The 21,740-nt window shown below is 73.1% G+C and carries 20 protein-coding genes; 8 read left to right on the top strand and 12 right to left on the bottom strand.

Annotation, left to right across the window (positions count from 1 at the left end; all coding sequences use genetic code 11):
* Positions 1-31 precede the first annotated feature (31 nt).
* The 7 genes from AB0K17_RS14195 to mmuM form a co-directional block, all read right to left on the bottom strand.
* Positions 32-2,299: a bifunctional salicylyl-CoA 5-hydroxylase/oxidoreductase gene (locus tag AB0K17_RS14195; protein WP_365983109.1), complete on the bottom strand. Its 2,268-nt coding sequence runs from the start codon at positions 2,297-2,299 to the stop codon at positions 32-34.
* Positions 2,296-3,123 (bottom strand): enoyl-CoA hydratase family protein, encoded by an 828-nt coding sequence (locus AB0K17_RS14190; RefSeq protein ID WP_365983108.1) that lies wholly within the window; start codon positions 3,121-3,123, stop codon positions 2,296-2,298. The genes AB0K17_RS14195 and AB0K17_RS14190 overlap by 4 nt, the downstream gene beginning before the upstream one ends.
* A gap of 91 nt (positions 3,124-3,214) precedes the next feature.
* A complete protein-coding gene (gene argF, locus AB0K17_RS14185; RefSeq protein ID WP_365964329.1) occupies positions 3,215-4,216 on the bottom strand; it encodes an ornithine carbamoyltransferase in 1,002 nt (333 codons plus the stop codon).
* Positions 4,217-4,339: 123 nt separating this feature from the next.
* A complete protein-coding gene (locus AB0K17_RS14180) occupies positions 4,340-5,572 on the bottom strand; it encodes an arginine deiminase (protein WP_365983107.1) in 1,233 nt (410 codons plus the stop codon).
* Between the two features lie 94 nt (positions 5,573-5,666).
* Entirely contained in the window at positions 5,667-8,267 is a 2,601-nt protein-coding gene (locus AB0K17_RS14175; protein WP_365983106.1) for a polynucleotide kinase-phosphatase, read from the bottom strand.
* Complete coding sequence (locus tag AB0K17_RS14170; protein ID WP_365983105.1) at positions 8,264-9,742, bottom strand: 3' terminal RNA ribose 2'-O-methyltransferase Hen1; 1,479 nt, start codon at positions 9,740-9,742, stop codon at positions 8,264-8,266. The genes AB0K17_RS14175 and AB0K17_RS14170 overlap by 4 nt, the downstream gene beginning before the upstream one ends.
* Before the next feature lie 119 nt (positions 9,743-9,861).
* Positions 9,862-10,776: a homocysteine S-methyltransferase gene (gene mmuM, locus AB0K17_RS14165; RefSeq protein ID WP_365983104.1), complete on the bottom strand. Its 915-nt coding sequence runs from the start codon at positions 10,774-10,776 to the stop codon at positions 9,862-9,864.
* Positions 10,777-11,011: 235 nt separating this feature from the next.
* Here mmuM and AB0K17_RS14160 point away from each other — a divergent pair, with 235 nt between their 5' ends.
* Positions 11,012-11,251: a hypothetical protein gene (locus AB0K17_RS14160; protein ID WP_365983103.1), complete on the top strand. Its 240-nt coding sequence runs from the start codon at positions 11,012-11,014 to the stop codon at positions 11,249-11,251.
* A 237-nt stretch (positions 11,252-11,488) separates the two neighbouring features.
* On the opposite strand, the gene AB0K17_RS14155 is transcribed toward AB0K17_RS14160, so the two are convergent.
* The 4 genes from AB0K17_RS14155 to AB0K17_RS14140 form a co-directional block, all read right to left on the bottom strand.
* Positions 11,489-11,956 carry a DUF6099 family protein gene (locus AB0K17_RS14155; protein WP_365964345.1) on the bottom strand — a complete coding sequence of 156 codons (468 nt, stop codon included), beginning with the start codon at positions 11,954-11,956 and terminating at the stop codon, positions 11,489-11,491.
* A gap of 119 nt (positions 11,957-12,075) precedes the next feature.
* On the bottom strand, positions 12,076-12,453 hold the full coding sequence (locus AB0K17_RS14150) for a nucleotide pyrophosphohydrolase (RefSeq protein ID WP_365964346.1): 378 nt from the start codon (positions 12,451-12,453) through the stop codon (positions 12,076-12,078).
* Positions 12,450-13,598: an ATP-binding protein gene (locus AB0K17_RS14145; protein WP_365964347.1), complete on the bottom strand. Its 1,149-nt coding sequence runs from the start codon at positions 13,596-13,598 to the stop codon at positions 12,450-12,452. Before AB0K17_RS14145 ends, AB0K17_RS14150 begins: the two co-directional genes overlap by 4 nt.
* A gap of 25 nt (positions 13,599-13,623) precedes the next feature.
* Positions 13,624-14,031 carry a cell division protein SepF gene (locus AB0K17_RS14140; protein WP_365964348.1) on the bottom strand — a complete coding sequence of 136 codons (408 nt, stop codon included), beginning with the start codon at positions 14,029-14,031 and terminating at the stop codon, positions 13,624-13,626.
* Positions 14,032-14,195: 164 nt separating this feature from the next.
* On the opposite strand from AB0K17_RS14140, the gene AB0K17_RS14135 reads away from it, so the two are divergent.
* Positions 14,196-14,792, top strand: coding sequence for a TetR/AcrR family transcriptional regulator (locus tag AB0K17_RS14135; protein WP_365964349.1), 597 nt, complete (start codon positions 14,196-14,198; stop codon positions 14,790-14,792).
* A gap of 63 nt (positions 14,793-14,855) precedes the next feature.
* Positions 14,856-15,698 (top strand): putative RNA methyltransferase, encoded by an 843-nt coding sequence (locus tag AB0K17_RS14130; RefSeq protein ID WP_365964350.1) that lies wholly within the window; start codon positions 14,856-14,858, stop codon positions 15,696-15,698.
* Between the two features lie 21 nt (positions 15,699-15,719).
* Here AB0K17_RS14130 and AB0K17_RS14125 read toward each other — a convergent pair whose 3' ends face one another.
* Entirely contained in the window at positions 15,720-16,652 is a 933-nt protein-coding gene (locus AB0K17_RS14125) for a LysR family transcriptional regulator (RefSeq protein WP_365964351.1), read from the bottom strand.
* A gap of 366 nt (positions 16,653-17,018) precedes the next feature.
* Here AB0K17_RS14125 and AB0K17_RS14120 point away from each other — a divergent pair, with 366 nt between their 5' ends.
* From AB0K17_RS14120 to AB0K17_RS14100, 5 genes are read left to right on the top strand one after another with little or no spacing between them, the layout of a single operon-like run.
* The gene (locus AB0K17_RS14120; RefSeq protein WP_365964352.1) at positions 17,019-17,789 is read left to right on the top strand and encodes a hypothetical protein; all 771 of its coding nucleotides are present in this window, start codon (positions 17,019-17,021) and stop codon (positions 17,787-17,789) included.
* Positions 17,786-18,778, top strand: a complete 993-nt coding sequence (locus AB0K17_RS14115) for a DMT family transporter (protein WP_365964353.1) — start codon at positions 17,786-17,788, stop codon at positions 18,776-18,778. The genes AB0K17_RS14120 and AB0K17_RS14115 overlap by 4 nt, the downstream gene beginning before the upstream one ends.
* A complete protein-coding gene (locus tag AB0K17_RS14110; RefSeq protein ID WP_365964354.1) occupies positions 18,775-19,767 on the top strand; it encodes a pyridoxal-phosphate dependent enzyme in 993 nt (330 codons plus the stop codon). Before AB0K17_RS14115 ends, AB0K17_RS14110 begins: the two co-directional genes overlap by 4 nt.
* Positions 19,764-20,504, top strand: a complete 741-nt coding sequence (locus AB0K17_RS14105) for an alanyl-tRNA editing protein (protein WP_365983102.1) — start codon at positions 19,764-19,766, stop codon at positions 20,502-20,504. Before AB0K17_RS14110 ends, AB0K17_RS14105 begins: the two co-directional genes overlap by 4 nt.
* The gene (locus AB0K17_RS14100; protein WP_365983101.1) at positions 20,491-21,657 is read left to right on the top strand and encodes an aminotransferase class I/II-fold pyridoxal phosphate-dependent enzyme; all 1,167 of its coding nucleotides are present in this window, start codon (positions 20,491-20,493) and stop codon (positions 21,655-21,657) included. The genes AB0K17_RS14105 and AB0K17_RS14100 overlap by 14 nt, the downstream gene beginning before the upstream one ends.
* The last annotated feature ends 83 nt before the right edge of the window (positions 21,658-21,740 follow it).

Genomic DNA, 21,740 nt, shown 5'->3' with positions numbered 1-21,740 from the left:
GTGCCCCCGGACGGGCTGGAGGGGCACCCGCTCACGCACGGCGGCCCGTGGGGGGTTTGCGGCTGCCGGCTCGGTAGGGGGTGGGCCAGGGGGCGCCCGGGCCCGTGTAGGACTGGTCCGCTGCTGCGTGCAGGGTCCAGTGGGGGTCGTACAGGTGGGGGCGGCCCAGGGCGCACAGGTCGGCCCGGCCCGCCAGGATCAGGGAGTTGACGTCGTCCCACGAGGAGATGGCGCCGACCGCGATCACCGCGACGCCCGCCTCCTTGCGGATGCGGTCCGCGAACGGCGTCTGGTACGAGCGGCCGAAGTCCGGGCGTTCGTCGGGGACGACCTGTCCCGTCGAGACGTCGATGGCGTCCGCCCCGTGGGCGGCGAAGGCGCGGGCGACGGCGACCGCGTCGTCGGCGGTGGTGCCGCCCTCGGCCCAGTCCGTGGCGGAGATGCGCACGGTCATGGGCCGGTCGGCGGGCCAGGCGGCGCGGACGGCGTCGAAGACCTCCAGGGGGTAGCGCAGCCGACCCGCCAGGTCGCCGCCGTAGGCGTCGTCGCGGTGGTTGGTGAGGGGGGAGAGGAAGCCGGAGAGCAGGTAGCCGTGGGCGCAGTGCAGTTCGAGGAGGTCGAAGCCGGCGCGGGCGGCGGCCTCGGCGGAGCGGACGAACTGCTGCCGTATCTCCGCGAGGCCGTCGGGGGTCACGGGGTGCGGGGTCTGGTTGACGCCGGGCCGGTAGGGCAGGGGCGAGGCGGCGACGAGGGGCCAGTTGCCGTGGGGCAGGGGCTGGTCGATGCCCTCCCACATCAGGCGGGTGGAGCCCTTGCGGCCGGAGTGGCCGAGCTGGATGCCCAGCGCGGTGCCGGGGGCCTGGTCGTGGACGAATCCGGTGATGCGGGCCCAGGCGCGCTCGTGCTCGGGCGCGTACATCCCGGTGCAGCCGGGGGTGATGCGGCCGGTGGGGCTGACGCAGACCATCTCGGTCATCACCAGGCCCGCTCCCCCGAGCGCCCGGGCGCCGAGGTGGACGAGGTGGAAGTCGCCGGGGGTGCCGTCGACGGCGGAGTACATGTCCATCGGGGAGACGACGACGCGGTTGCGCAGGCGCAGGCCGCGCAGCCGGAAGGGGGTGAACATCGGGGGCGTGCCGGGCGGGATGCCGGCCTCCTCCTCGACGGCGGCGACGAAGGCGGTATCCCGCAGGCGGAGGTTGTCGTGGGTGACACGGCGGCTGCGGGTGAGGAGGTCGAAGGCGAACCGGTGCGGGGGGCCGCCGGTGTGGACGGCGAGGTCCTCGAACCACTCCATGCTGGCGCGGGCGGCGCGCTGGGTGGAGGCGACGACCGGGCGCCGTTCGGCCTCGTAGGCGGCCAGCGCCGTGGGCACGTCGGGGGCGTCGTGGAGGTGGGCGGCGAGGGCGACGGCGTCCTCGACGGCGAGCTTGGTGCCGGAGCCGATGGAGAAGTGGGCGGTGTGGGCCGCGTCGCCGAGCAGGACGATGTTGCCGTGCGACCAGTGGGCGTTCACGACGGTGCGGAAGGCGGTCCAGGCGGAGTGGTTGGTGCGCAGGGGGCTGCCGTGGAGGGTGGCGGCGAAGCGGTCGGCGCACTGGTCGAGGGCGCTCTTCTCGTCGCAGCGGTCGAGTGCGGCGCGCCGCCAGACCTCCTCGCGCATCTCGACGATGACGGTGCCGGCGGTGCGGGAGTAGGGGTAGGCGTGCAGTTGCATGACCCCGTGGGGGGTCTCGGCGATCTCGAAGCGGAAGGCGTCGAGCGCGAGGTCGGCGGCGAGCCAGATGTAACGGCAGCGGTGTGTGGTGACGGTGGGGCGGAAATGCGCCCGGTGGGCGTCGCGGGTGCGGCTGTTGACGCCGTCGGCGGCGATGACGAGGTCATGGGTGCGGGCGAGTGCGGCGGCCGGCGGGGCCGGGGTACGAAAGCGCAGCGTCACGCCGAGGGCGCGGCAGCGCTCGTGCAACAGGTGCAGCAGCCGGTGGCGGCCGAGGGCGGCGAAGCCGTGGCCGCCGCAGGTGAGGGTGCGGCCGCGGTGGACGACGTCGATGGCGTCCCAGCGCACCATCTCCCGGGCGAGGGCCGCGTGCACGTCCGGGTCGGCGCTGCCGATGCCGCCAAGGGTCTCGTCGGAGAGGACGACGCCGAAGCCGAAGGTGTCGTCGGGAGCGTTGCGCTCCCAGACGGTGACCTCGCGGTCGGGGGCGAGGCGCTTGAGGAGGACGGCGGCGTACAGGCCGCCGGGGCCGCCGCCGACGACCGCCACGCGCCGGGCGGTGACCGCGGGCACGGTGGTCACCGCCCCTGCCACTCGGGCGGGCGCCTGGCACGGAAGGCCGCGTGGAACTCGGCGTAGTCGGCGCTGGTCATCAGCAGCGCCTGGGTGGCGGCGTCCAGTTCGAGGGAGGCGGCCAGGGGCATGTCGAGCTCGGCGGTCAGCAGGGCCTTGGTCTGGGCGTGGGCGAGGGCGGGCCCCGAGGCCAGGCGGCGGGCGAGGCTGCGGGCGGCGGCGTCGGCGCCGCCCTCCTCGACCAGCTCGCCGACCAGGCCGATGCGCTCGGCCTCGGCGGCGGCGACGGGCTCGCCGAGCATGAGCAGGCGGGTGGCATGGCCGAGACCGACGACGCGGGGCAGCAGGTAGGCGGCGCCCATGTCGCCGCCGGACAGGCCGACCTTGGTGAAGAGGAAGACGAAGCGGGCGGTGGGGTCGGCGATGCGGAAGTCGGCGGCGAGGGCGAGGACGGCGCCGGCCCCGGCGGCCACCCCGTGCACGGCGGCGACCACGGGGAACGGGCACTCCCGCAGCGCCCGCACCACGTGGCCGGTCATGCGGTTGAACTCCAGCAGGCGGCCGGTGTCCATCCCCAGCGTGGCGCCGATGATGGCCTCGACGTCACCGCCGGAGCAGAAGCCGCGCCCCTCGCCGCCGAGCACCAGGGCCCGTACGGAGCCGTCGCGGGCGAGCTCGGGCAAAAGGTCGCGCAGGTCGGCGTAGGCGCCGAAGGTCAGCGCGTTGAGCCTGTCGGGCCGGTCGAGGGTGACGGTGGCGACGCCGGCGTCGAGGGACAGGCGCAGGTGCCGCCATTGCTGGGTGCGGGACGCGGAGCCGGTGAACGGACTCATGTGCACGGCCTCCTTCAGCCGGGCGGGGCTGGTGCCTGCCCGGTGAAGCTATCACCGCTTTGTGACCGTCGTCACGACTCCGCGATAGCCCTCAGTGGCCCAGTGTGGCCACGAGCACCGCCTTGATGGTGTGCATCCGGTTCTCGGCCTGCTCGAAGACCAGCGAGTGGACCGACTCGAAGACCTCGTCGGTCACTTCCAGGGACGTCAGGCCGTGCCGCTCGTGGATCTCGCGGGCGACCGAGGTGCCCAGGTCGTGGAAGGCGGGCAGGCAGTGCAGGAACTTCACGGCCTTGTTGCCGGTGGCCCGCAGTACGTCCATGGTGACCGCGTAGGGGGTGAGCAGGGCGATGCGCGCGTCCCAGACCTCCTTGGGCTCGCCCATCGAGACCCACACGTCGGTGGCGACGAAGTCCGCGCCGCGCACGCCCTCGGCGACGTCGGCGGTCAGCGTGATGCGGGCGCCGCTGGCCTCGGCGAGGCGGCGGGCCTGGGCCACCACCTCGGGGGCGGGCCACAGGTCCTCCGGCGCCACGATCCGTACGTCCATGCCGAGCAGGGCGCCGGTGACGAGGTAGGAGTTGCCCATGTTGTAGCGGGCGTCGCCGAGGTAGGCATAGGCGACGTGCTCCAGCGGCTTGGCGGTGTGCTCGCTCATGGTCAGCACGTCGGCCAGCATCTGGGTGGGGTGCCAGTCGTCGGTGAGCCCGTTGTAGACGGGGACGCCGGCGTAGGCGGCCAGCTCCTCGACGGCGTCCTGGCCGTGGCCCCGGTACTGGATGGCGTCGTACAGCCGGCCCAGCACCCGGGCGGTGTCGCGGACCGATTCCTTGTGCCCGACCTGGGAGCCCGCCGGATCGAGGTACGTGGTGCGGGCGCCCTGGTCGGCGGCGGCGACCTCGAAGGCGCAGCGGGTCCGGGTGGAGGTCTTCTCGAAGATCAGTGCAATGTTGCGGCCCACGAGCCGGCGCTCCTCGGTGCCCGCCCGCCGGGCGGCCTTCAGCTCGGCGGCCAGTTCGATCAGGCTGTGGAACTCTTCGGCGGTGAGGTCCGTCTCCTTGAGGAGATGGCGGCCCTTGAGGTCAGTCGCCATGGTGGGGCTCCCGGTTCGTCGGCGCACAAGGCACAGTGGAAAATATATTCAGCATTCCACATTATTATGCAGACCCTCCCCTGGTGACAGACCCCCGGCCCCGCCGGTGCCCGAAGTCGGCGCCTAAAGCCCCGGCACCGGATCCCGCTCCACGGGACAACTCATACAGCGCGGCCCACCGCGGCCACGACCCAGCTCACTGCCCGGAATCGTGATCACCTCGATGCCGTGCTTGCGCAGATGCGTATTGGTGGTCACGTTGCGCTCATAGGCCACCACCACCCCCGGCTCTATCGCCAGCACATTGCAGCCGTCGTCCCACTGCTCCCGCTCGGCCGCGTGCACGTCCTGCCGGGCGGTGAGCACCCGGATGCCGTCCAGACCCAGGGCCGCCGCGATCGCCCGGTGCATGTGCTCCGGCGGATGATCCGTGACCTTGAGCTCACCGGCCGCCGCGCCCGGCTCGATCGTGTACGAACGCAGCGTCCCCAGCCCCGCGTACTGGGTGAAGGTGTCCCCGTCCACCATCGTCATCACGGTGTCCAGGTGCATGAACGCCCGTGCCTTCGGCATGTCCAGGGCCACGATCGTGCGGGCCGAACCCGCCGAGAACAACCGGTGGGCGAGCATCTCCACCGCCTGCGGCGTGGTCCGCTCGCTCATCCCTATCAGCACCGCCCCGTTGCCGATCACCAGCACGTCCCCGCCCTCGATCGTCGACGGGTACGCCGGCTGGCCCTCGCTCCACACGTGGAAACCCCCCGGAGCGAAGAGCGGATGATGCCGGTACACCGCCTCGTAGTGCACCGTCTCGTGCCAACGTGCCGGCCAGCGCATCGCGTTGATGCACACCCCGTCGTACACCCAGGCCGAGGTGTCCCGGGTGAACAAATGATTCGGCAACGGATTGAGCAGGAAATCGTCCAGATCCATCACATGGAAGCGCACCGAGACCGGCTCCGGATGCCGCTCCAGGAACTCCCGCTTCGTCATGCCACCGATCAACCACGACGCCAGCTCCCCCGCCGGCATCCCCTCGAACGCGGCCCGCAGATGATCCGTGGCCAGCGGACCGTACTCCCTCTCGTGGAACACCCGCTGCAGCACCAGGCCCCGGGCCGCCGGCAGGCGCAGACTCTCCTCCAACAGGTCCTGGAAGAGATGCACCTGCACCCCGCGCTCGCGCAGCACGTCGGCGAAGCCGTCGTGCTCGGCGCGGGCGCGGCGCACCCACAGCAGGTCGTCGAAGAGAAGGGCGTCCTTGTTGGACGGGGTCAGGCGCTTCAGCTCCAGGTCGGGGCGGTGCAGGATGACGCGGTGCAGGCGGCCGGCCTCGGAATCGACGTGGAATCCCATCCTTCCATCCTGGCCCGTGGGGGGCCGGTTCACGCGGATGCGGCGCGCCTGCGGCGGGCTGAGCCCCGGACCGGGGTCCGGGGCTCGGCCCCGGCTACAGGCGGGGGTCCACCGGCTCCGATTCCAGGGCCAGGATCGCGAAGACCGCCTCGTGGACGCGCCACAGCGCCTCGCCCGCGGCGAGGCGGTCCAGGGCCTCCAGGCCCAGCGCGTACTCGCGCAGGGCCAGCGAGCGCTTGTGGCCCAGGTGGCGTATCCGCAGGCGGGAGAGGTTCTCCGGGCGGGTGTACTCCGGGCCGTAGATGATCCGCAGGTACTCCCGGCCGCGGCACTTGATGCCCGGCTGGACGAGCTTGCCGTCCGGGGTGTGCACATGGGCGCCCAGCGGCTTGACGACCATGCCTTCGCCGCCCTCCGCGGTCAGCTCCAGCCACCAGCGCGTGCCGGCGGCGACGGACTCCTCGTCGTGCGTGTCGACGACGATGCGGCGCGTCGGACGGAGCAGGGGGTCCTGCGCGACGAGCCGGTCGATCAGGGCGAGCTGTTCGTCGTGCGGGAGGGTGGCCAGGTTGCGGCCCTGGGCCGCCAGGATCTGGAACGGGGCCAGCCGGATGTCGCCGGGGCCGGCGACCGTCCAGCAGTAGCGGCGGTACGCCTCGGTGAAGGCGGCCGCGTCGGCGGCGCGCTCGCGCTGGCGGCCGAGGAGGCCGGTGACGTCGACGCCGCGGGCGGCGGTGGCTTCCAGGGCGGTGATCACCTCGGGCAGGACCGCGCCGGAGGCGGCGCCCACGGCCGCGTACTGGCTGCGCAGCAGTCCTTGGGCCTTGAGGGACCAAGGCATGAGCTCGGCGTCCAGCAGCAGCCAGTCCGTCTGCAGCTCCTGCCACAGGCCGGCGCCCTCGGCGCACCGGTCGAGCCGTTCGAGGAGCCCTGCGGTCACGGCCGGGTCGTCGAAGAACGGCCGGCCCGTGCGGGTGTACACGGCGCCGGGCACGCCGGGGTCGGTGCCGAAGCGCTCGTGGGCGGCGTCGGCGTCGCGGCACAGCAGCACCACGGCGCGCGAGCCCATGTGCTTCTCCTCGCAGACCACCTGCCGCACGCCGTCGGCGCGGTAGGCGGCGAACGCCTCGGCGGGGTGCTCCAGGTAGCCCTCCTCCTTGGAGGTGGCGCAGGGTGCCATGGTGGGCGGCAGGTACATCAGCGCCCGCGGGTCGACCGCGAAACGGCTCATGACCTCCAGGGCAGCGGCGGCGTTCTCCTCCTTCACGGCGATACGGCCCAGGTGCCGGGTCTCCACGACGCGGCGGCCGGCGACGTCGGCGAGGTCCAGCGGGCGGCCGTCGGCGCCGCCGGGGGCCTCGGACACCAGGGGGCGCACCGGCTCGTACCAGACCTGCTCGGCGGGGACGTCCACCAGCTCGCGCTCCGGCCAGCGCAGCGCGGTCAGCCTGCCGCCGAAGACGGCGCCGGTGTCCAGGCAGATGGTGTTGTTGAGCCAGGTGGCCGTGGGGGTGGGGGTGTGGCCGTAGACGACGGCGGCGCGGCCGCGGTAGTCCTCCGCCCACGGGTAGCGCACGGGCAGGCCGAACTCGTCGGTCTCGCCGGTGGTGTCGCCGTACAGGGCGTGGGAGCGGACGCGGCCGGAGGTGCGGCCGTGGTACTTCTCCGGCAGGCCGGCGTGGCAGACGACGAGCGCGCCGCCGTCGAGGACGTAGTGGCTGACCAGGGAGTCGATGAAGGCGCGCACCCGCTCGCGGAAGGCCGGGTCCTGCCCGTCCTCGCGCTCCAGCTGCTCGATGGTCTCGGGCAGGCCGTGCGCGACCTTGACCTGGCGCCCGGCGAGGTAACGGCCCAGCTTGTTCTCGTGGTTGCCCGGGACGCACAGGGCGTGGCCGGCCTCGACCATGCCCATGGCCAGGCGCAGCACGCCGGGGCTGTCGGGGCCGCGGTCGACGAGGTCGCCGACGAAGACGACGGTGCGGCCCTCGGGGTGGACGGCGTCCACGGGGCGGCCGGCCTCGTCGCGGACGACGCCGTAGCCGAGGGCGGTGAGCAGGGCCTCCAGCTCGGAGCGGCAGCCGTGGATGTCGCCGATGATGTCGAAGGGGCCGGTGAGGTGGCGCAGGTCGTTGAAGCGGCGCTCGCGGACGACCTCGGCGGCCTCGACCGCGGCGGTGCCGCGCAGGACGTGCACCTTGCGGAAACCCTCGCGCTCCAGGTGGCGCAGCGAGCGGCGCAGCTCGCGCTGGTGGCGCTGGATGACGCGGCGGGGCAGGCCGGCGCGGTCGGGGCGGGCGGCGTTGCGCTCGGCGCAGACGTCCTCGGGCATGTCGAGGACGATGGCGACGGGCAGCACGTCGTGCTCACGGGCCAGCGCCACGAGCTGCTTGCGGGCGTCGGACTGGACGTTGGTGGCGTCGACGACGGTCAGCCGGCCCGCGGCCAGGCGCTTGCCGACGATGTAGTGCAGGACGTCGAAGGCGTCCTTGCTGGCGCTCTGGTCGTTCTCGTCGTCACTGACCAGACCGCGGCAGAAGTCGGACGAGACGGTCTCGGTGGGCTTGAAGTGGCGGGCGGCGAAGGTGGACTTGCCGGAGCCGGTGGCGCCGACGAGGACCACGAGCGAGAGGTCGGGCACGGCCAGGGGCGTGCGCGGCGCGGCGCCGGCCGGCGGCGCGGTGCTGGTGTCGGTCATGCGGTCTTCGCCTGCTTCGCGGTGTCGGTGGGGTGTTTGCGGAAGACGGCCATCTGGGTCGGCGGTCCGACCTCCGGGTCGTCGGGGCCTATGGGCTCGAAGGCGACGTCGTAACCATGGCGCTCGGCCACCCGGGCCGCCCAGTCGCCGAACTCCTCGCGGTTCCACTCGAAGCGGTGGTCGTGGTGGCGCACGTGCCCGGCCGGCAGCGTCTCCCAGCGGACGTTGTACTCCGCGTTGGGCGTGGTGACCACGACGGTGGCGGGGCGGGCGGCGCCGAAGACGGCGTGCTCCAGGGCCGGCAGCCGCGGCGGGTCGACGTGCTCGATCACCTCGCTGAGCACGGCCGCGTCGTAGCCGGTCAGACGGCGGTCGGTGTAGGCGAGGGAACCCTGCAGCAGGGTGACGCGGGCGGCCTGGCGCTCGGTCATGCGTTCCAGGCGCAGCCGGCGGGAGGCCTCCTGCAGGGCGCGCATCGAGACGTCGAGGCCGACGATCTCGGTGAAGCGCGGGTCCTTCAGCAGCTCGCCGACGAGCTGGCCCTGGCCGCACCCGAGGTCGAGCACCCGGGCCGCGCCGGCGCGGCGCAGCGCGTCGGTGATGGCCGCGCGGCGCCGGACGGCCAGCGGCACGGGCCGCTCGTCGGTGTCGGCGCTCTCGTCCACTGCGTTGTCGAGCTCCTCGGCACCGGTGTCGTCGGCCTCGGCGAGCCGGGCGAGGGCCAGGCGGTCGAGGGCGTCGCGGGTCAGGGAACGGCGGCGGGCGAGGTAGCGGCTGGTGATCAGCGCCTGCTCGGGGTGGTCGGCCAGCCAGCCGTCGCCGAGGCGCAGCAGCTTGTCCACCTCGTCGGGGGCGACCCAGTAGTGCTTGGCGTCGTCGAGCACGGGCAGCAGGACGTAGAGGTGGCGCAGGGCGTCGGACAGTCGCTGCTCGCCCTGGAGGACGAGGGAGACGTAGCGCGAGTCGCCCCACTCGGGGAAGTGCTCGTCCAGGGCCACGGGGGTGGCGGTGACGGCCCAGCCCAGGGGGGCGAACAGCCGCTGGACGAGCTCCGCGCCACCGCGGGCGGGCAGAGCGGGCACCGCCACGCGCAGCGGCAGGGTGCGGCCGGGCAGGTCGGGGCGGGCGGCGCACTGTCCCTTGACGGCGCTGGAGAAGACGCTGCCGAGGGCGACGGCGAGCAGGGAGGAGGCGGCGTAGGGCCGGTCGTTGACGTACTGCGCCAGAGTCGCGTCGGGGGCGCCGCCGCGGCCGTGCCGGGAGGAGGCCCTGCCGCGCCGGACCAGTGCCACGGGATCGACCTCCAGCAGCAGGGCCACCGTGCAGCGCTCGTCGTCCGCCTCGGGGTACAGGACGTGGGCGGTGCCGTGGGAGGTCGAGAACTGCTGCGCCTTGCCGGGGTGCTTGTGCAGCAGGAAGCCGAGGTCGGTCGCGGGCTGGTCGGGTGTACCGGTGGTACTGATCGTCAGGAACACGCGCTCGATTATTCCTTCCCTTTTGACCCGTTCTCCACGGGTTTTTCAGTAAGCAGGGCTTCAGCAAGCCGGGCTTTCAGCAAGGCACGGTTCAGCAGGCAGGGTTCAGCAGGCAGGGTTCAGCAGGCAGGGTTTTTCAGCAGGGCGGCCAGTGCGGCAATGTGGTCCGGGCCCACCCGGCAGCAGCCTCCGATCAGCCGGGCGCCGGCCTTCTGCCACGAGGCAACGACGGCGGGGTCGAACGTGCCGCTCCCCTGCCAGCGCCTGGTGCGGTCGTCCCAGCCTTCCCCGCTGTTGGGGTAGACGACCACCGGTTTTCCGGTGACGCGGGCGGCGAGCTCGACGGCGGGCGCGGCGTCCCGGGGGGCGCAGCAGTTGACGCCGACGGCCACGACCTGGTCGTCCTGCGCTGCGAGCCCGAAGGCCTCCCGCAGCGGTTGCCCGGCCCGGGTGCACTCACCGTGCACGCTGTACGACAGCCACACGGGCAGCCCGAAGCCGCGCACCGCCCGCAGCAGGGCGCGGGCCTCGTCGGTGTCGGGGACGGTCTCCAGGGCCAGGACGTCCGGCCCGGCGCCGGCCAGGGCCTCGATGCGCGGCCGGTGGAAGCGCTCCAGCTCGGCCACGGTCAGCCCGTAGCGCCCGCGGTACTCGCTGCCGTCGGCGAGCATGGCCCCGTAGGGGCCGACGGAGGCCGCCACCCACACCTCGCGCTCGCTGTGCGCCGCGGCCGTACGGGCCAGCTCGACGCTGCGCCGCAGCAGGGCCGCCGACTCCTGCGGCGCGAGCCCCCGCCGGGCGAAACCCTCGGAGGTCGCCTGATAACTGGAGGTGATCAGCACCTGGGCTCCCGCCCGGAGGTAGGCGGTGTGGGCCGCCTCGATCTGCGCGGGGCCGTCGGCCAGCAGCCGGGCGGACCACAGGGAGTCGGACAGGTCGCAGCCCTGGGCCGCCAGTTGGTTGGACAGCCCGCCGTCGAGCACGAGCGGCCCGCGCGCGAGGGCGGTGGCGAGAGGAACCGCGGGCAGGGCCATCGGAGGAGCTTCCTTTCGAACAGGCGTCAATGGGCGGCCCCTCACATGCCCCGGCTCACTCCGGCCGGGTGAACTTGCCCCCGCCCGGTGGGCCCGGTCAGTGTCCGGCGCCGCCGGTGGTCGTTGGCTCGGGCGGAGCCGGACCGCCCGGCCCGCGCACCGGTGTCCGCCGCCGGGGGCGACGATCGCGATGCCGCCCGCCCGCACCGGGAGGGCGAGGGCCGAGGAGGCCATCATGACCCAGGAAGCCGTGCCCGACGAGGCCGTGCCCGCCCAGGCCGCTTCCCCGCGGCAGGCCGCGCCGAAGGGCCTGCTGCAGCAGATGGAGGAGCTGATGGCAGCGCTCAACGCCGATCTGACGCAGCTGGACGCCGACCTGCAGTCGGCGGACCGCTCGCGCCCGGGCGCCTCCGCCTCCGGCGCCGCCGACGACGACACCGGTGCCGGTGCCGGTGCCGGTGCCGGCACCGACTGAGCCTCTGGGGCGTGCCCCGCGTTCGACCTGCGGCTGCCGCCAACCCGGGGGCCCGGGAGCAGCACGGCATTTCGTCTGCGGGCGCGTTGTGGCTTGTCGCGCAGTTCCCCGCGCCCCTGACGGGGCACTGCCGGCGCGTCCACGCGGCGGCAGCCGCCAACCAGTACCGCCCCGTGCCCCTGACGGGGCGCCGTACATGACGAAGATCCGCCGGGCACGCCCTGGGCGCCCCGGGGCTCATGCCGCGCCGCCCCGGGCGCGTAGGGCCAGGCGTCTGAGGAGGCCGCCGATGCGGTCGCCGGTCTCGTCGGCGGCGTCGATGGCCTCTATGCACTGCCAGTAGACGGCGTCCTCCTCGCAGGCGCCGGCGACGCCGACGAGGGCCGTGCCCACGTCGCCGAAGAGCCCGGCGAGCTCCGTCAACGCCGCCCAGGCATCGCGCACTTCGGTGAGCTGCGCGGCCCGTAAGCCGCCGGTGCGCAGCGCGGCCCCGGGCAGCGCTCCCCAGGCCCGGCCGCCGGCCTCGCTCAGGCCCAGGGCCGCCGCCCGGGCCTCCACGGGCCCGTGGAGTGCGATGTGACTGCCGATGGCCTCGGCCAGGGCCTGGGCCTGCCAGGTCTCGGCGACGATGTCCTCCACGTGGTGCAGCGCCACCGTCCGCGCCAGCGCGCCTTTGGTGGCGGCGATGAGCCGCACAGCCTCCATGCCCGTCCCCCATGCTTTTCCGTCCACCCTCTCTCACTACCCAGAGTGATGAACAACGGACCGAAAGACCAGAGGAATTCAGAAAACTGTGGACACAAGTTACGGTGTGGGGAACCTAGTCACTCCGGAGAGTGACGATCACGGTCCTCCGTCGCCCCGCCGTCCCCGGTCCCCGGCACCGGAAATCGCCGCTCGTTGCGGTCGATCTTGGCCGCCAGCGCGGCCAGCACGTCGATCCCCAGTGCCCGGCACAGCTGCAGCAGGTACGCCAGCACGTCCGCGACCTCGTCCTCGACCCGTGCCGCGGTCCGCGCGTCGGCCATCACCTGCGCCGACTGCTCCGGTGTCAGCCACTGGAAGATCTCCAGCAGTTCCGACGCCTCGACGCTGAGCGCCGCGGCGAGGTTCTTGGGCGTGTGGAAGGGCTGCCAGTCGCGGGCCGCCGCGAACGCGGCCAGGCGCTCCTGCAGGGCGTGCAGGTCGGGGGTTGCGGTCATGCCCCCAGGTCTACCACCGACGCCTCCTCGACCTCCCCCGCCGCCTGCGCCGCCTCGCCCCGCACCGTCGCCACGAGCCGGATGTGGCCCCGCTCGCACATCCGGGCCGCGAGGTCCAGCAGTTCCTTCGCCTGCCGGGCGTCCAGGCACCGGTCGAGGCCGTCCGCGAGGACGGTCAGCACCTGCCGGGCCGGCAGCACCTCGGCGACCGGGTCCATGGCCAGCACCCCGGGGCCGGTCAGCAGCACCAGGCACAGGGCGAGGTAGCGCAACTCGCCGTCGCCGAGCCGCTCCAGCGGTGTGGCCGGGCCGCCGTCCCGCTCCAGCACGGCGCGTACGAACCCTCCGGTCAGGTGCTCGGCACTGAGCCCGGCCACCGGGCCGCGGCAGCCGGCGCCCGCCGCCGCGACCAGGGCCGCGTGCCGGGTGACGCACTCGTTGCCGGTGCGTCCGAGCACCGCGGCAACGTTGTCGCAGCCGCCGCGCAACCGCCCGTCGCGGGCGCCGACCGGTGCCCGCATCAGCTCCGGCCGCGGGTCGCAGGCGAAGACGGACCGCAGCGCGAGGACCACCTGCTCGGCCGCCTCCAGCACCATCCGCTGCCCGGCCGTCTTGCCCGCGACGCGCAGCGGCAGCAGCGCCGTGCCCAGCCGGTCGTCCGGCAGCGGTGCCCGGGTCACGGGTACCGAGCCGGCCGTGTGCCAGGCCGCCTCCACCCGGGGCAGGCCCGGGTCGCGCAGCGCGGTGGACAGCAGGGTGCGCCCGGCGCCGGTCAGCCGCTCGCCGACGACGCGCAGTTCGGGCTCGGCCTGCACCGCGACGTCCAGCCGGACCGGGCCGGCCGGGCCCTCGACGGTGCAGCCGATGCGGAAGCCGCGCCGGCCCTGCGCATCGGGCCGGGCCTGCTGCGGCACGCACGCCTGCGGTCCCCCGGGCACCGGCGCCAGCGCCTCGGCCAGGGTGTCGCCGCCGGCCAGCCGGGCCAGCGCCTCGTACGCCTGCAGGGCGCTGGACTTCCCCGTGCCGCTGCCGCCCCGGAAGAGGGTGAGCGGCCCGAGCGGGAAGACGGCGCCCCGGTGGGACTTGAAGGCGGAGAGCCGCAGTTCGGTCACGGCGGGGCGCTGGGGCGGGGTGGGGGCGTCCATGCCGGGGACCGTAGGCGGCCCCCGGTCAGCCAAACCGTTTCAGCCCCCCGCCCTTCCTACGATCGGGGTACCCGGGGGCCACCTCGGTCCCTTCGGGCGTGAGCAGGAAGACGTTGCTGTCGACGCGGTGCATCGCGCTGCCCAGTCCGAAGACGACGCCGCTGGCGAAGTCCAGGATGCGTTTGGCGATCTCCGGTTCGGCACTGGTCAGGTCGAGCAGCACCGGCACCCGCTCGATCAGGTACTCGGCGACCTCGCGCGCGTCCGCGAAGAACTGCACGCGCAGCACGACCATGCGGCGTCGGCTCTCCTGGGGTTCCTCCTCGGGCAGTGCCCTGTGGTCGGGCCAGGACGGCCATGGCTGGTGCCCCCTCAGCGGCACGACCTCGGCCAGCCCCTCCCATTGCTCGTCTGCGGCCTCGGACCGGTTCACCGGATCACCCCTCCGGGGAACGTGCTGGCTGTGTACATCAGGCAATTCTAGTGACAAAAACGCCCGTTAGGCCCAATGACACGCACTGTGCGACAAGGGCCTCGCCGGGGAGCCGCATCAACGGAACGATACGTCTCGGCTTGACTGTGGTTAGACTTCCCGCCATGGCCGACAAGCATGCCCCCGACGCCACGCGCCGCTCCCAGCGCTCGCGTCTGGCGATCTGCGAAGCCGCCCTGTCGCTGGTGGCCGAATCCGGCTACGACAGACTCACCGTCGAGGGCATCGCGGCCCGCGCGGGGGTGGGCAAGCAGACGATCTACCGCTGGTGGCCGTCCAAGGGGGCGGTACTGCTGGACGCGTTCACCGAGACCATGGTGGCCGGCGAGTGGGCGCTGCCCGACACCGGCGACCTCGCGGCCGACCTGAAGACGGTGCTGCGCGCGACGGTCGACGAGTTCGCCGATCCCCGCTTCCACGCGCCCTACCGCGCCCTGTACGTGGCCATGGCCGACGACGCCGAACTCGCCGCCGGCTTCACCGCCAAGGTCCTCGAGCCCGGCGCCCGGGCCTACGCCGAGCGGATCCGCGCCGCCCAGCGCTGCGGCCAGGCCGACCCCGGCTGCGACGCCCAGCTGGCCGCGGAGGCGCTCCTGGCCCCCTTCGCCCAGCGCTGGCTGATGCGCAGCCAGCCGCTGTCCCACGCCTTCACCGACTCCCTCGTCGACCTCGTGCTCGCCGGCCTGCGCCCGCGGGGCTGATGCGCCCGGCGGGCGCGGCGCACGCCGAGGCACCTCCAGCACCGAAGCGAACGAACGGTCCCCATGCTGAACACAGTCGCGCAGTACCTGCGTTGCCCCCACTGCCGCGGTGAGACGTCGCTGCGCGAGCGCAGCCTGGTCTGCCCGGAGGGCCACAGCTTCGACGTGGCCAAGCAGGGCTACGTCAACCTCCTGCCCCACGCGTCCGCGCACAGCGCCGACAGCCAGGAGATGGTCGCGGCCCGCGCCGCGTTCCTGGACGCCGGCCACTACGCCCCGCTCTCCGCGGCGCTGGCCGCGCTGGCCCGCCGCACGGCCCCCGAGCCGCTGCCGGGCTGCGTGGTGGACGTCGGCGGCGGCACCGGGCACCACCAGGCCCGGGTGATGGAGGAGTTCCCCGGCGCCGACGGCGTCCTGCTGGACGTGTCGAAGTTCGCCGCCCGCCGCGCGGCCCGCGCGCACCCGCGCATCGGCGCGGTGGTGGCCGACGCCTGGCGCGAGCTGCCGCTGCGCGACGGCGCGGCCGGGGTGGTGCTCAACACCTTCGCGCCGCGCAACGGGCCGGAGCTGCGGCGCATCCTCGACCCCCGGGGCGTCCTGCTGGTCGTCACCCCCGAGCCCGGGCACCTGCAGGAGCTGACGGGTGCGCTGGGCCTGATGCGGGTCGACGAGCGCAAGGAGGAGCGGCTGGCCGACCGGCTCTCGCCGTACTTCTCGGTGGCGGTCTCCGAGCGGCTCACCTCGCCGATGATGCTCGACCACGCCGCCCTGGCCCTGCTCGTGGGCATGGGTCCCAACGCCCGGCACCTGGCGGGCGAGGAGCTGGCGCGGCGCATCGCCGCGCTGCCGCAGACCTGTGAGGTCACGCTGTCCGTCACGCTGACCGCCTACCGTCCGCTGGCCTGAAACCGCCCCTGCGAGGGGGTCTCAGCAGGCGGCCCGCGCCTTTCCGAAGGACCGGGCCGCCACCTCCAGCTCGCCCAGCATCGCGCCGACCGCCGGGACCGAGCCGTACTCCGGCAGCGTCAGCGCCACGATCTCCCGGTGCACGGCCGGCTCCAGGTCCAGTCTTCGCACCGTCTGCGTCGAGGTATCGAAGGCCATCTCGGGCAGGGTGGCGATGCCCAGCCCCGCCCCGACCAGCGCGATGACCGCCAGGTAGTCGTCGGTGACGAGGTCGATCCGGGGCGAGAAGCCCTCGGCCTCGCACAGTTCCACCAGGTGCCGGCTGCAGCTGGGGCAGCCCGCCACCCAGGACTCGGCCGCGAGGGCGGCCAGCTCCGTCTCCCGCTGCGCGGCGAGCTCGTGCTGCGCGGGGGCGAGGATCACCAGCCGGTCGCTGAGCAGCGGCCGGACGACCAGGCCCTCCCAGGGGTCGTCGCCGTCGCCACCGCCCTGGGGTATGCCGGGGTAGTGGAAGGCGAGGGCGATCTCGCAGTCGCCGCCGCGCAGCATCTCGACCGCGCGCTGTGGTGCGGCCTCGGTGAAGGAAACATCGATATTCGGCCACTTGGCGCGCAATGCCGCGAGCGCCGAGGGCAGCAGTTCCGAGGTGCCGCTGAGGAAGGACGCGAGCCGGACGCGCCCGGTGCGCAGACCCACGATATTCGCCACCTCCTCCTCCGCCGCGGCGAGTCCGGCAAGGATTCCCGTGGCATGCCGGACAAGAATTTCTCCGGCCTCGGTAAGGCGCACGGAACGGCCCGTGCGAGCGAGCAGCGGCGTCTGCACGGAATTCTCCAGCGCCTTTATCTGCTGACTGACCGCGGGTTGGCTGCAGCCCAGCGCACGGGCGGCCGCGGTGAGGGAGCCGGCCTGTGCGACGGCTCGCAGAACACGGAGATGGCGGGCCTCGATCATGCGCCAAACGTACGGAGTTGACGCCCCGTCGACAACCGCTGATACCGGCCGTCCGCGCACCGTGCCCGACAGGCCCCCGCCGAGCGACCCCCGCGAACCGTCACAAATCGCACGATCATGCCCCGCACGGCGCCCCCGACAACGGACATTTCCCTCCCCCCAATTCGCCATTATGCAAGGCGAAAGGAATTCTTGGGGTTGTCACCACTGATCAACGCCGGGTACAACTTCTCCATGTCCGCCCCGATCGCTCGCACGATCCACGGCGCCTTCGGAGAAATACTCCAGGGTTACACCCTCGGGCCGAGTGGATTTGAACACTTTCTCTTCACCGCACCGGTCGAGGAACTCCGTTGCCGGGCCCGGTTGCACCGCACTGGAATCGACCCGGCCACCGCCCTGACCGTCAGCCCCTCCGATCGCGTCAAGGCGCTGCGCGCTTATGAATTGCTCGGCACCGACCTGCGGCAGCCGGGCCGCGGCGGCACCATCGAGATCGACTCCAACATTCCGGTGGCCAAGGGCCATGCGAGCTCGACCGCCGACATCCTGGCCACCGCCCTGCTGTGCGTCGCCGAGGCCTACCCCGACACCCCCGAGCCGGTGGCGCACGCCCTGGCCCTGTCGGTGGCCCGACGGCTGGAGTACGGCGACTACCTGCTGCACCCCGGCGTCGCGGCGTGCGCCCAGCGCTCCCAGACGCTGCTGGCGACGTACGAGACGGACCTGCGGTGGACCATCGTCGGCGTCGACGAGGGAGGCTTCGTCCGCACCGAGGAGTTCCACCGGGAAGTGCCGGAGGACGCCGGCAAGGCCCGCGTCTACGAGCAGCTGTTCGCCGAGCTGGACGCGGCGCTGCGCGCCGACGACGGCGCGGCCGCCGCCCGGATCGCCACGCACAGCGCCGAGTTGCACAACGACCGCCTGCCGAAGAAGTCCCTGGAGGACCTGCAGGGCCTCAAGGAGGAGTTCGGCGCGCTCGGCATCTGCGTGGCCCACAGCGGCACGCTGGCCGGCCTGATCTTCTCCCGGCACGACGGCGAGCACGACGAGCGCGTCGCGCAGTGCCGCCGTGCCCTGGACGACCTCGGCTACACCGGCAGCACGTACACCCTGAAGGAAGCGAAGCGTCCATGAGCCGCGTCACCGCGTCACCGAACCCCGGCCACGCCCCGGAGGACACCGGCGGCGTCCCGCAGACCGCGCAGACCCCCAAGGCGTCCCCCTTCAAGGGCGCCCGCCACCAGCTCATGGTCCTGGCGGCCGTGTGCTGCCTGGCGCTGGGCGGGGTCTTCGTACGGGTCAGCGAGGTCGGACCGGTGGCCACCGGCGCGTACCGCTCGCTGTTCGCCGTGCCCCTGCTGCTGGGCATGTCGATGGGGATGGCGCGGCGCGGCAGGGGGGAGGCGGGCGCGGCCCCGCAGCGGACCCGGATCGGCATGCGCGACCAGCTGATCACGGCGCTGGGCGGGCTGTTCCTCGCGGCCGACCTGTGCCTGTGGAACATCTCCTTCCTCTACACCTCGCTCGCCGAGGCCAACCTGCTGGCCAACCTGGTGCCGTTCATCATCGCGCCGCTGGCCTTCTTCCTCTTCGGCGACCGGCTGCCGTGGAAGCTGGCCTTCCCCGCGCTGCTGGCCCTGGCCGGCCTGTACGTCCTCGTCATCCTCGGCACCGGTCTGGACCCCGAGCACCTGCGCGGCGACCTGCTGGCCCTGGGCACGGCGGTGTTCTACGCGCTGTTCCTCGTCGTGGCCAAGGGCCTGCGCGAGCGCCACGAGGCCACGCGCATCATGGCGGGCCTGAGCCTGGTGTGCGCGCTCGCCTGCTTCGCGGTGGCGGCCGTGCTCGACGAGAAGCTCCTGCCCACCAGCGCCAAGGGCTGGCTGGTGCTCGTCGCCCTGGCGGTGACCTCGCAGGTCTTCGGCCAGACGCTCATGGCGCACGCGGTGAAGTTCCTGCCGCTGCAGCTCGCCGCCCTCTTCGTCCTGCTGCAGCCGGTGGCTGCGGCCGTCTACGGATTCGCCCTGTTCGACCAGCACCTGAGCCTGGTCCAGATGTCGGGAATCGCGATCCTGCTCGTTTCCATCTTCTGGGCCAAGAACCTCCTGGAAGGCCGCAAGTGAATCACCCCCCGTACCGCGACCCGTACGAGGTCGTCGACGAGCTCGGCCGGCTGACCACCCTGGACGCCGGCCCCCTGACCGGGGGCCTGCGGCTGCGTGCCGTGCACGGCAGCCCGGCCACCGAGACCAGCTTCAAGTCCATCCTGGGCCTGGGCCTGCTGCTCCTGGCCCGCGAGCGCGGACTGCTCGCCGAGGGCCAGCCGGTGATCGAGTCCACCTCCGGCTCGCTGGGCCTGGGCCTGGCGGTCGCGGGCCGGATGCTGGGGCACCCGGTCCACCTGGTGTCGGACCCGGGCATACCCGAGGTCACCCGCCTGAAGATAGAACTGGCCGGCGGCATCCTGCACCTGATCGAGCGTCCGCACCCGGTCCTGGGCACCCAGCAGGCCCGTGACGACCTGCTGCAGTCGATGCTGGAGCAGCACCCCGAGTTCTACTGGACGAACCAGAACGACAGCCCGCTCAACCCCGAGGTCTACACCCGCTGGGTGGTGCCGCACCTGATGCGCACGTTGGACTTCTCCCGCATCGTCGCCGGCATCTTCTGCGTGGGCAGCGGCGGTCACTTCTCGGCCCTGTCGGCGATGCTCGACGGCAAGGGCATTCCCTCGTACGTGGCCGACCGGCACGGCTCGATCACCTTCGGCGGCGAGCCCGCACCGAGTATCCTGCGCGGCACGGGCAACCAGAACCGCATCCCCGCCGTGATCGAGGCCGCCCGCTCCCGGGTGGCCGGTGTCTACCGCGTCTCGGACGACGAGGCCTGTGCCGGTGTGCGGCAGCTGTGCACCCGCGGCATCAGCGTCGGCGGCTCGTCCGGCGTGTGCTACGTGGGCGCCCAGCGGCTGGCCGCGGACCTGGTGCGGCTCACCGGGGCCGGCGGCAGCGGGCAGCCCGGCGCGGACGGGGAGATCCTGACCTTCTTCGCCGACCGCGGCGAACTGTACGGCACCACGCTCTTGAACTGCGGAGAGAAGTCAACGCCATGATGGAAGCAGCCCTGTGGAGCTCCTGTCCTCCCACGCATCAGCTGTACCACGACGACCCGTACGCCACCACCGCGACCGCGACCGTGCTGTCGGTCAGCGGCCACTTCGCGGTCTTCGACCGGTCGCTGTTCTACGCCGAGTCCGGCGGCCAGGTGGCCGACCAGGGGACGATCGACGGCGCCCGTGTGGTGGACGTGCAGAAGGCCGGGGGCCGGCCCTTCCAGCTGCCCAACGGTGAAGTCGCCACGGTGGAGTCGGTCTTCTGCCACGAGTTCGCCGAGCCGTGCACCCTCACGGTCGGCGACAGCGTGACGATGGAGATCGACTGGGCGCGGCGCTTCCGCAACATGCAGATGCACACGCTCGCGCACTTCCTCTTCCACGCCACCGGCGAGTACCTGGAGGCCAACGGGCAGACCCGCTCCACGCGCGGCTGCCACATCAGCGACAGCTCGGCCCGCTTCGACTTCGGCTGCTCCATCCCCAGCGAGGCCGTGCCGGTCATCCAGGAGCGGGTGGTGGCGCTGCTGGCCTCCTCCCCCGAGGCGGTCGTCACCGCGCTGCCGGACACGCACGACGTGTTCGTCTGGCGCTCCGGCGACATCGTCATCCCCTGCGGCGGCACGCACGTGAACCACCCCAAGGAGATCCAGGGCACGGTCACCGTGCGCCGCCGCACCAAGGGCCGCAACGGCACCCGCCTCTACATCGAGCTCGACCGTGATGCGACCGGCTGACACGGATGGCACGGGCGAACCGGCCTTCATAGCGGACCTCGACGTCCTGCGCCGGCGCCGCACCTTCAAGTGGCGCGCCGCGGGCGACGATCCGCGGCGCATCTGCCTGGGCGTCGCCGAGATGGACCTGTACACCCCCGCCTTCCTGCGCGAGGTCCTGCAGGAGGCGGTGGTGCTCGGCGAGAGCGGGTACGGGCTGTGCGAGGAGCAGGAGGCGTCCTGCGAGGCGTACCTGGCCCGCCACCACGGCGCCTCGGTGGCGGCCCTGCGCTGCACGACCGACGTGCTCACGGGCCTGCGCACGGTGCTGGAGCAGGAACTGCTGCCGGGCAGCAGGGTGATCGTGGAGACGCCGGTGTACGGCGACCTGTTCACCGTCGTACGGGAGGCGGGGCTGCAGCCGGTGGCGGTGCCGCTGCTGCGCGGTGAGCGCGGCTACGAGCACGACTGGCAGGCGCTGGCGGCCGCGGCGGCGTCCGGGGCGCGGGGCTGGATCCTGTGCCAGCCCCACAACCCGGTGGGGCGGGCGTGGACCGAGCAGGAGCAGGGCCGGGCGGTGTCCCTGGCGCTGGAGCACGACCTGCTGCTCCTGGCGAACGAGGTGCACATCCCGCTCGGCCTGACCGGCAAGCCGCTGCCGTCGGCCTTTGCCGACGCGGGCGTCCACCGGGTGCGCGCGTACGGATTCACCTCCGCCTCCAAGGCGTTCAACATCGCCGGGCTCAAGAGCGCCACGCTGTACGCCTCCGAGCGCGCGGCGGACCGGCTCACCGGGGTGCCGCAGAGCCTGCTGGGCCGGCCCGGCAGCTTCGGTGCGATCGCCACCGTCGCCTGCTACGAGCGCGGTGACGCCTGGCTGACGGCCCTGCGCGGCCGGCTGGCCGAGCACGTGCGGCTGGTGGCCGACGAGTTGGCGTCCCTGCCGCTGACGGTGCATCAGCCGGAGTGCGAGGCGACCTACCTGGTGTGGGCCGAACTGCCCGAGGGGGAGGACGCGCTGCGGCTGGCCGGGGCGCTGGCCGCGGGCGGGGTGCACGTGCTGCCGGGAGCGAGCTTCGGCGGGACGGAATTCGGCCACTGCTTCCGCTTCAACGCCGGCGCCCACCCCGCCGTCCTGGGCGAGGCGTTCGAGAGGATCCGGGCAACCTTGTGAGGCCGGCCGGCGTCTCGTGATGCGGGACGCCGGCCGGGAACCATTGCCCCGGCTCCCACCCACTGTTTTGATCTTGAAGGGGC

The sequence above is a fragment of the Streptomyces sp. NPDC049585 genome, assembly GCF_040675615.1.
Lineage (GTDB): Bacteria > Actinomycetota > Actinomycetes > Streptomycetales > Streptomycetaceae > Streptomyces > Streptomyces luteosporeus.
Note: the sequence above shows the minus strand (reverse complement) of the source record. Positions and strands in the feature narration are given on the sequence as shown.

Bases quoted from the DNA above. Each gene is read 5' to 3' on its own strand.
- AB0K17_RS14130 (WP_365964350.1), top strand. From the start codon at position 14,856: ATGCTGAACACAGTCGCGCAGTACCTGCGTTGCCCCCACTGCCGCGGT.
- AB0K17_RS14100 (WP_365983101.1), top strand. From the start codon at position 20,491: ATGCGACCGGCTGACACGGATGGCACGGGCGAACCGGCCTTCATAGCG.
- AB0K17_RS14155 (WP_365964345.1), bottom strand. From the start codon at position 11,956: ATGGAGGCTGTGCGGCTCATCGCCGCCACCAAAGGCGCGCTGGCGCGG.
- AB0K17_RS14180 (WP_365983107.1), bottom strand. From the start codon at position 5,572: ATGGGATTCCACGTCGATTCCGAGGCCGGCCGCCTGCACCGCGTCATC.
- AB0K17_RS14175 (WP_365983106.1), bottom strand. From the start codon at position 8,267: ATGACCGACACCAGCACCGCGCCGCCGGCCGGCGCCGCGCCGCGCACG.
- AB0K17_RS14190 (WP_365983108.1), bottom strand. From the start codon at position 3,123: ATGAGTCCGTTCACCGGCTCCGCGTCCCGCACCCAGCAATGGCGGCAC.
- AB0K17_RS14125 (WP_365964351.1), bottom strand. From the start codon at position 16,652: ATGATCGAGGCCCGCCATCTCCGTGTTCTGCGAGCCGTCGCACAGGCC.
- AB0K17_RS14145 (WP_365964347.1), bottom strand. From the start codon at position 13,598: ATGGACGCCCCCACCCCGCCCCAGCGCCCCGCCGTGACCGAACTGCGG.
- AB0K17_RS14160 (WP_365983103.1), top strand. From the start codon at position 11,012: ATGACCCAGGAAGCCGTGCCCGACGAGGCCGTGCCCGCCCAGGCCGCT.
- AB0K17_RS14105 (WP_365983102.1), top strand. From the start codon at position 19,764: ATGATGGAAGCAGCCCTGTGGAGCTCCTGTCCTCCCACGCATCAGCTG.
- AB0K17_RS14150 (WP_365964346.1), bottom strand. From the start codon at position 12,453: ATGACCGCAACCCCCGACCTGCACGCCCTGCAGGAGCGCCTGGCCGCG.
- AB0K17_RS14115 (WP_365964353.1), top strand. From the start codon at position 17,786: ATGAGCCGCGTCACCGCGTCACCGAACCCCGGCCACGCCCCGGAGGAC.
- argF (WP_365964329.1), bottom strand. From the start codon at position 4,216: ATGGCGACTGACCTCAAGGGCCGCCATCTCCTCAAGGAGACGGACCTC.
- AB0K17_RS14135 (WP_365964349.1), top strand. From the start codon at position 14,196: ATGGCCGACAAGCATGCCCCCGACGCCACGCGCCGCTCCCAGCGCTCG.
- mmuM (WP_365983104.1), bottom strand. From the start codon at position 10,776: ATGGCCCTGCCCGCGGTTCCTCTCGCCACCGCCCTCGCGCGCGGGCCG.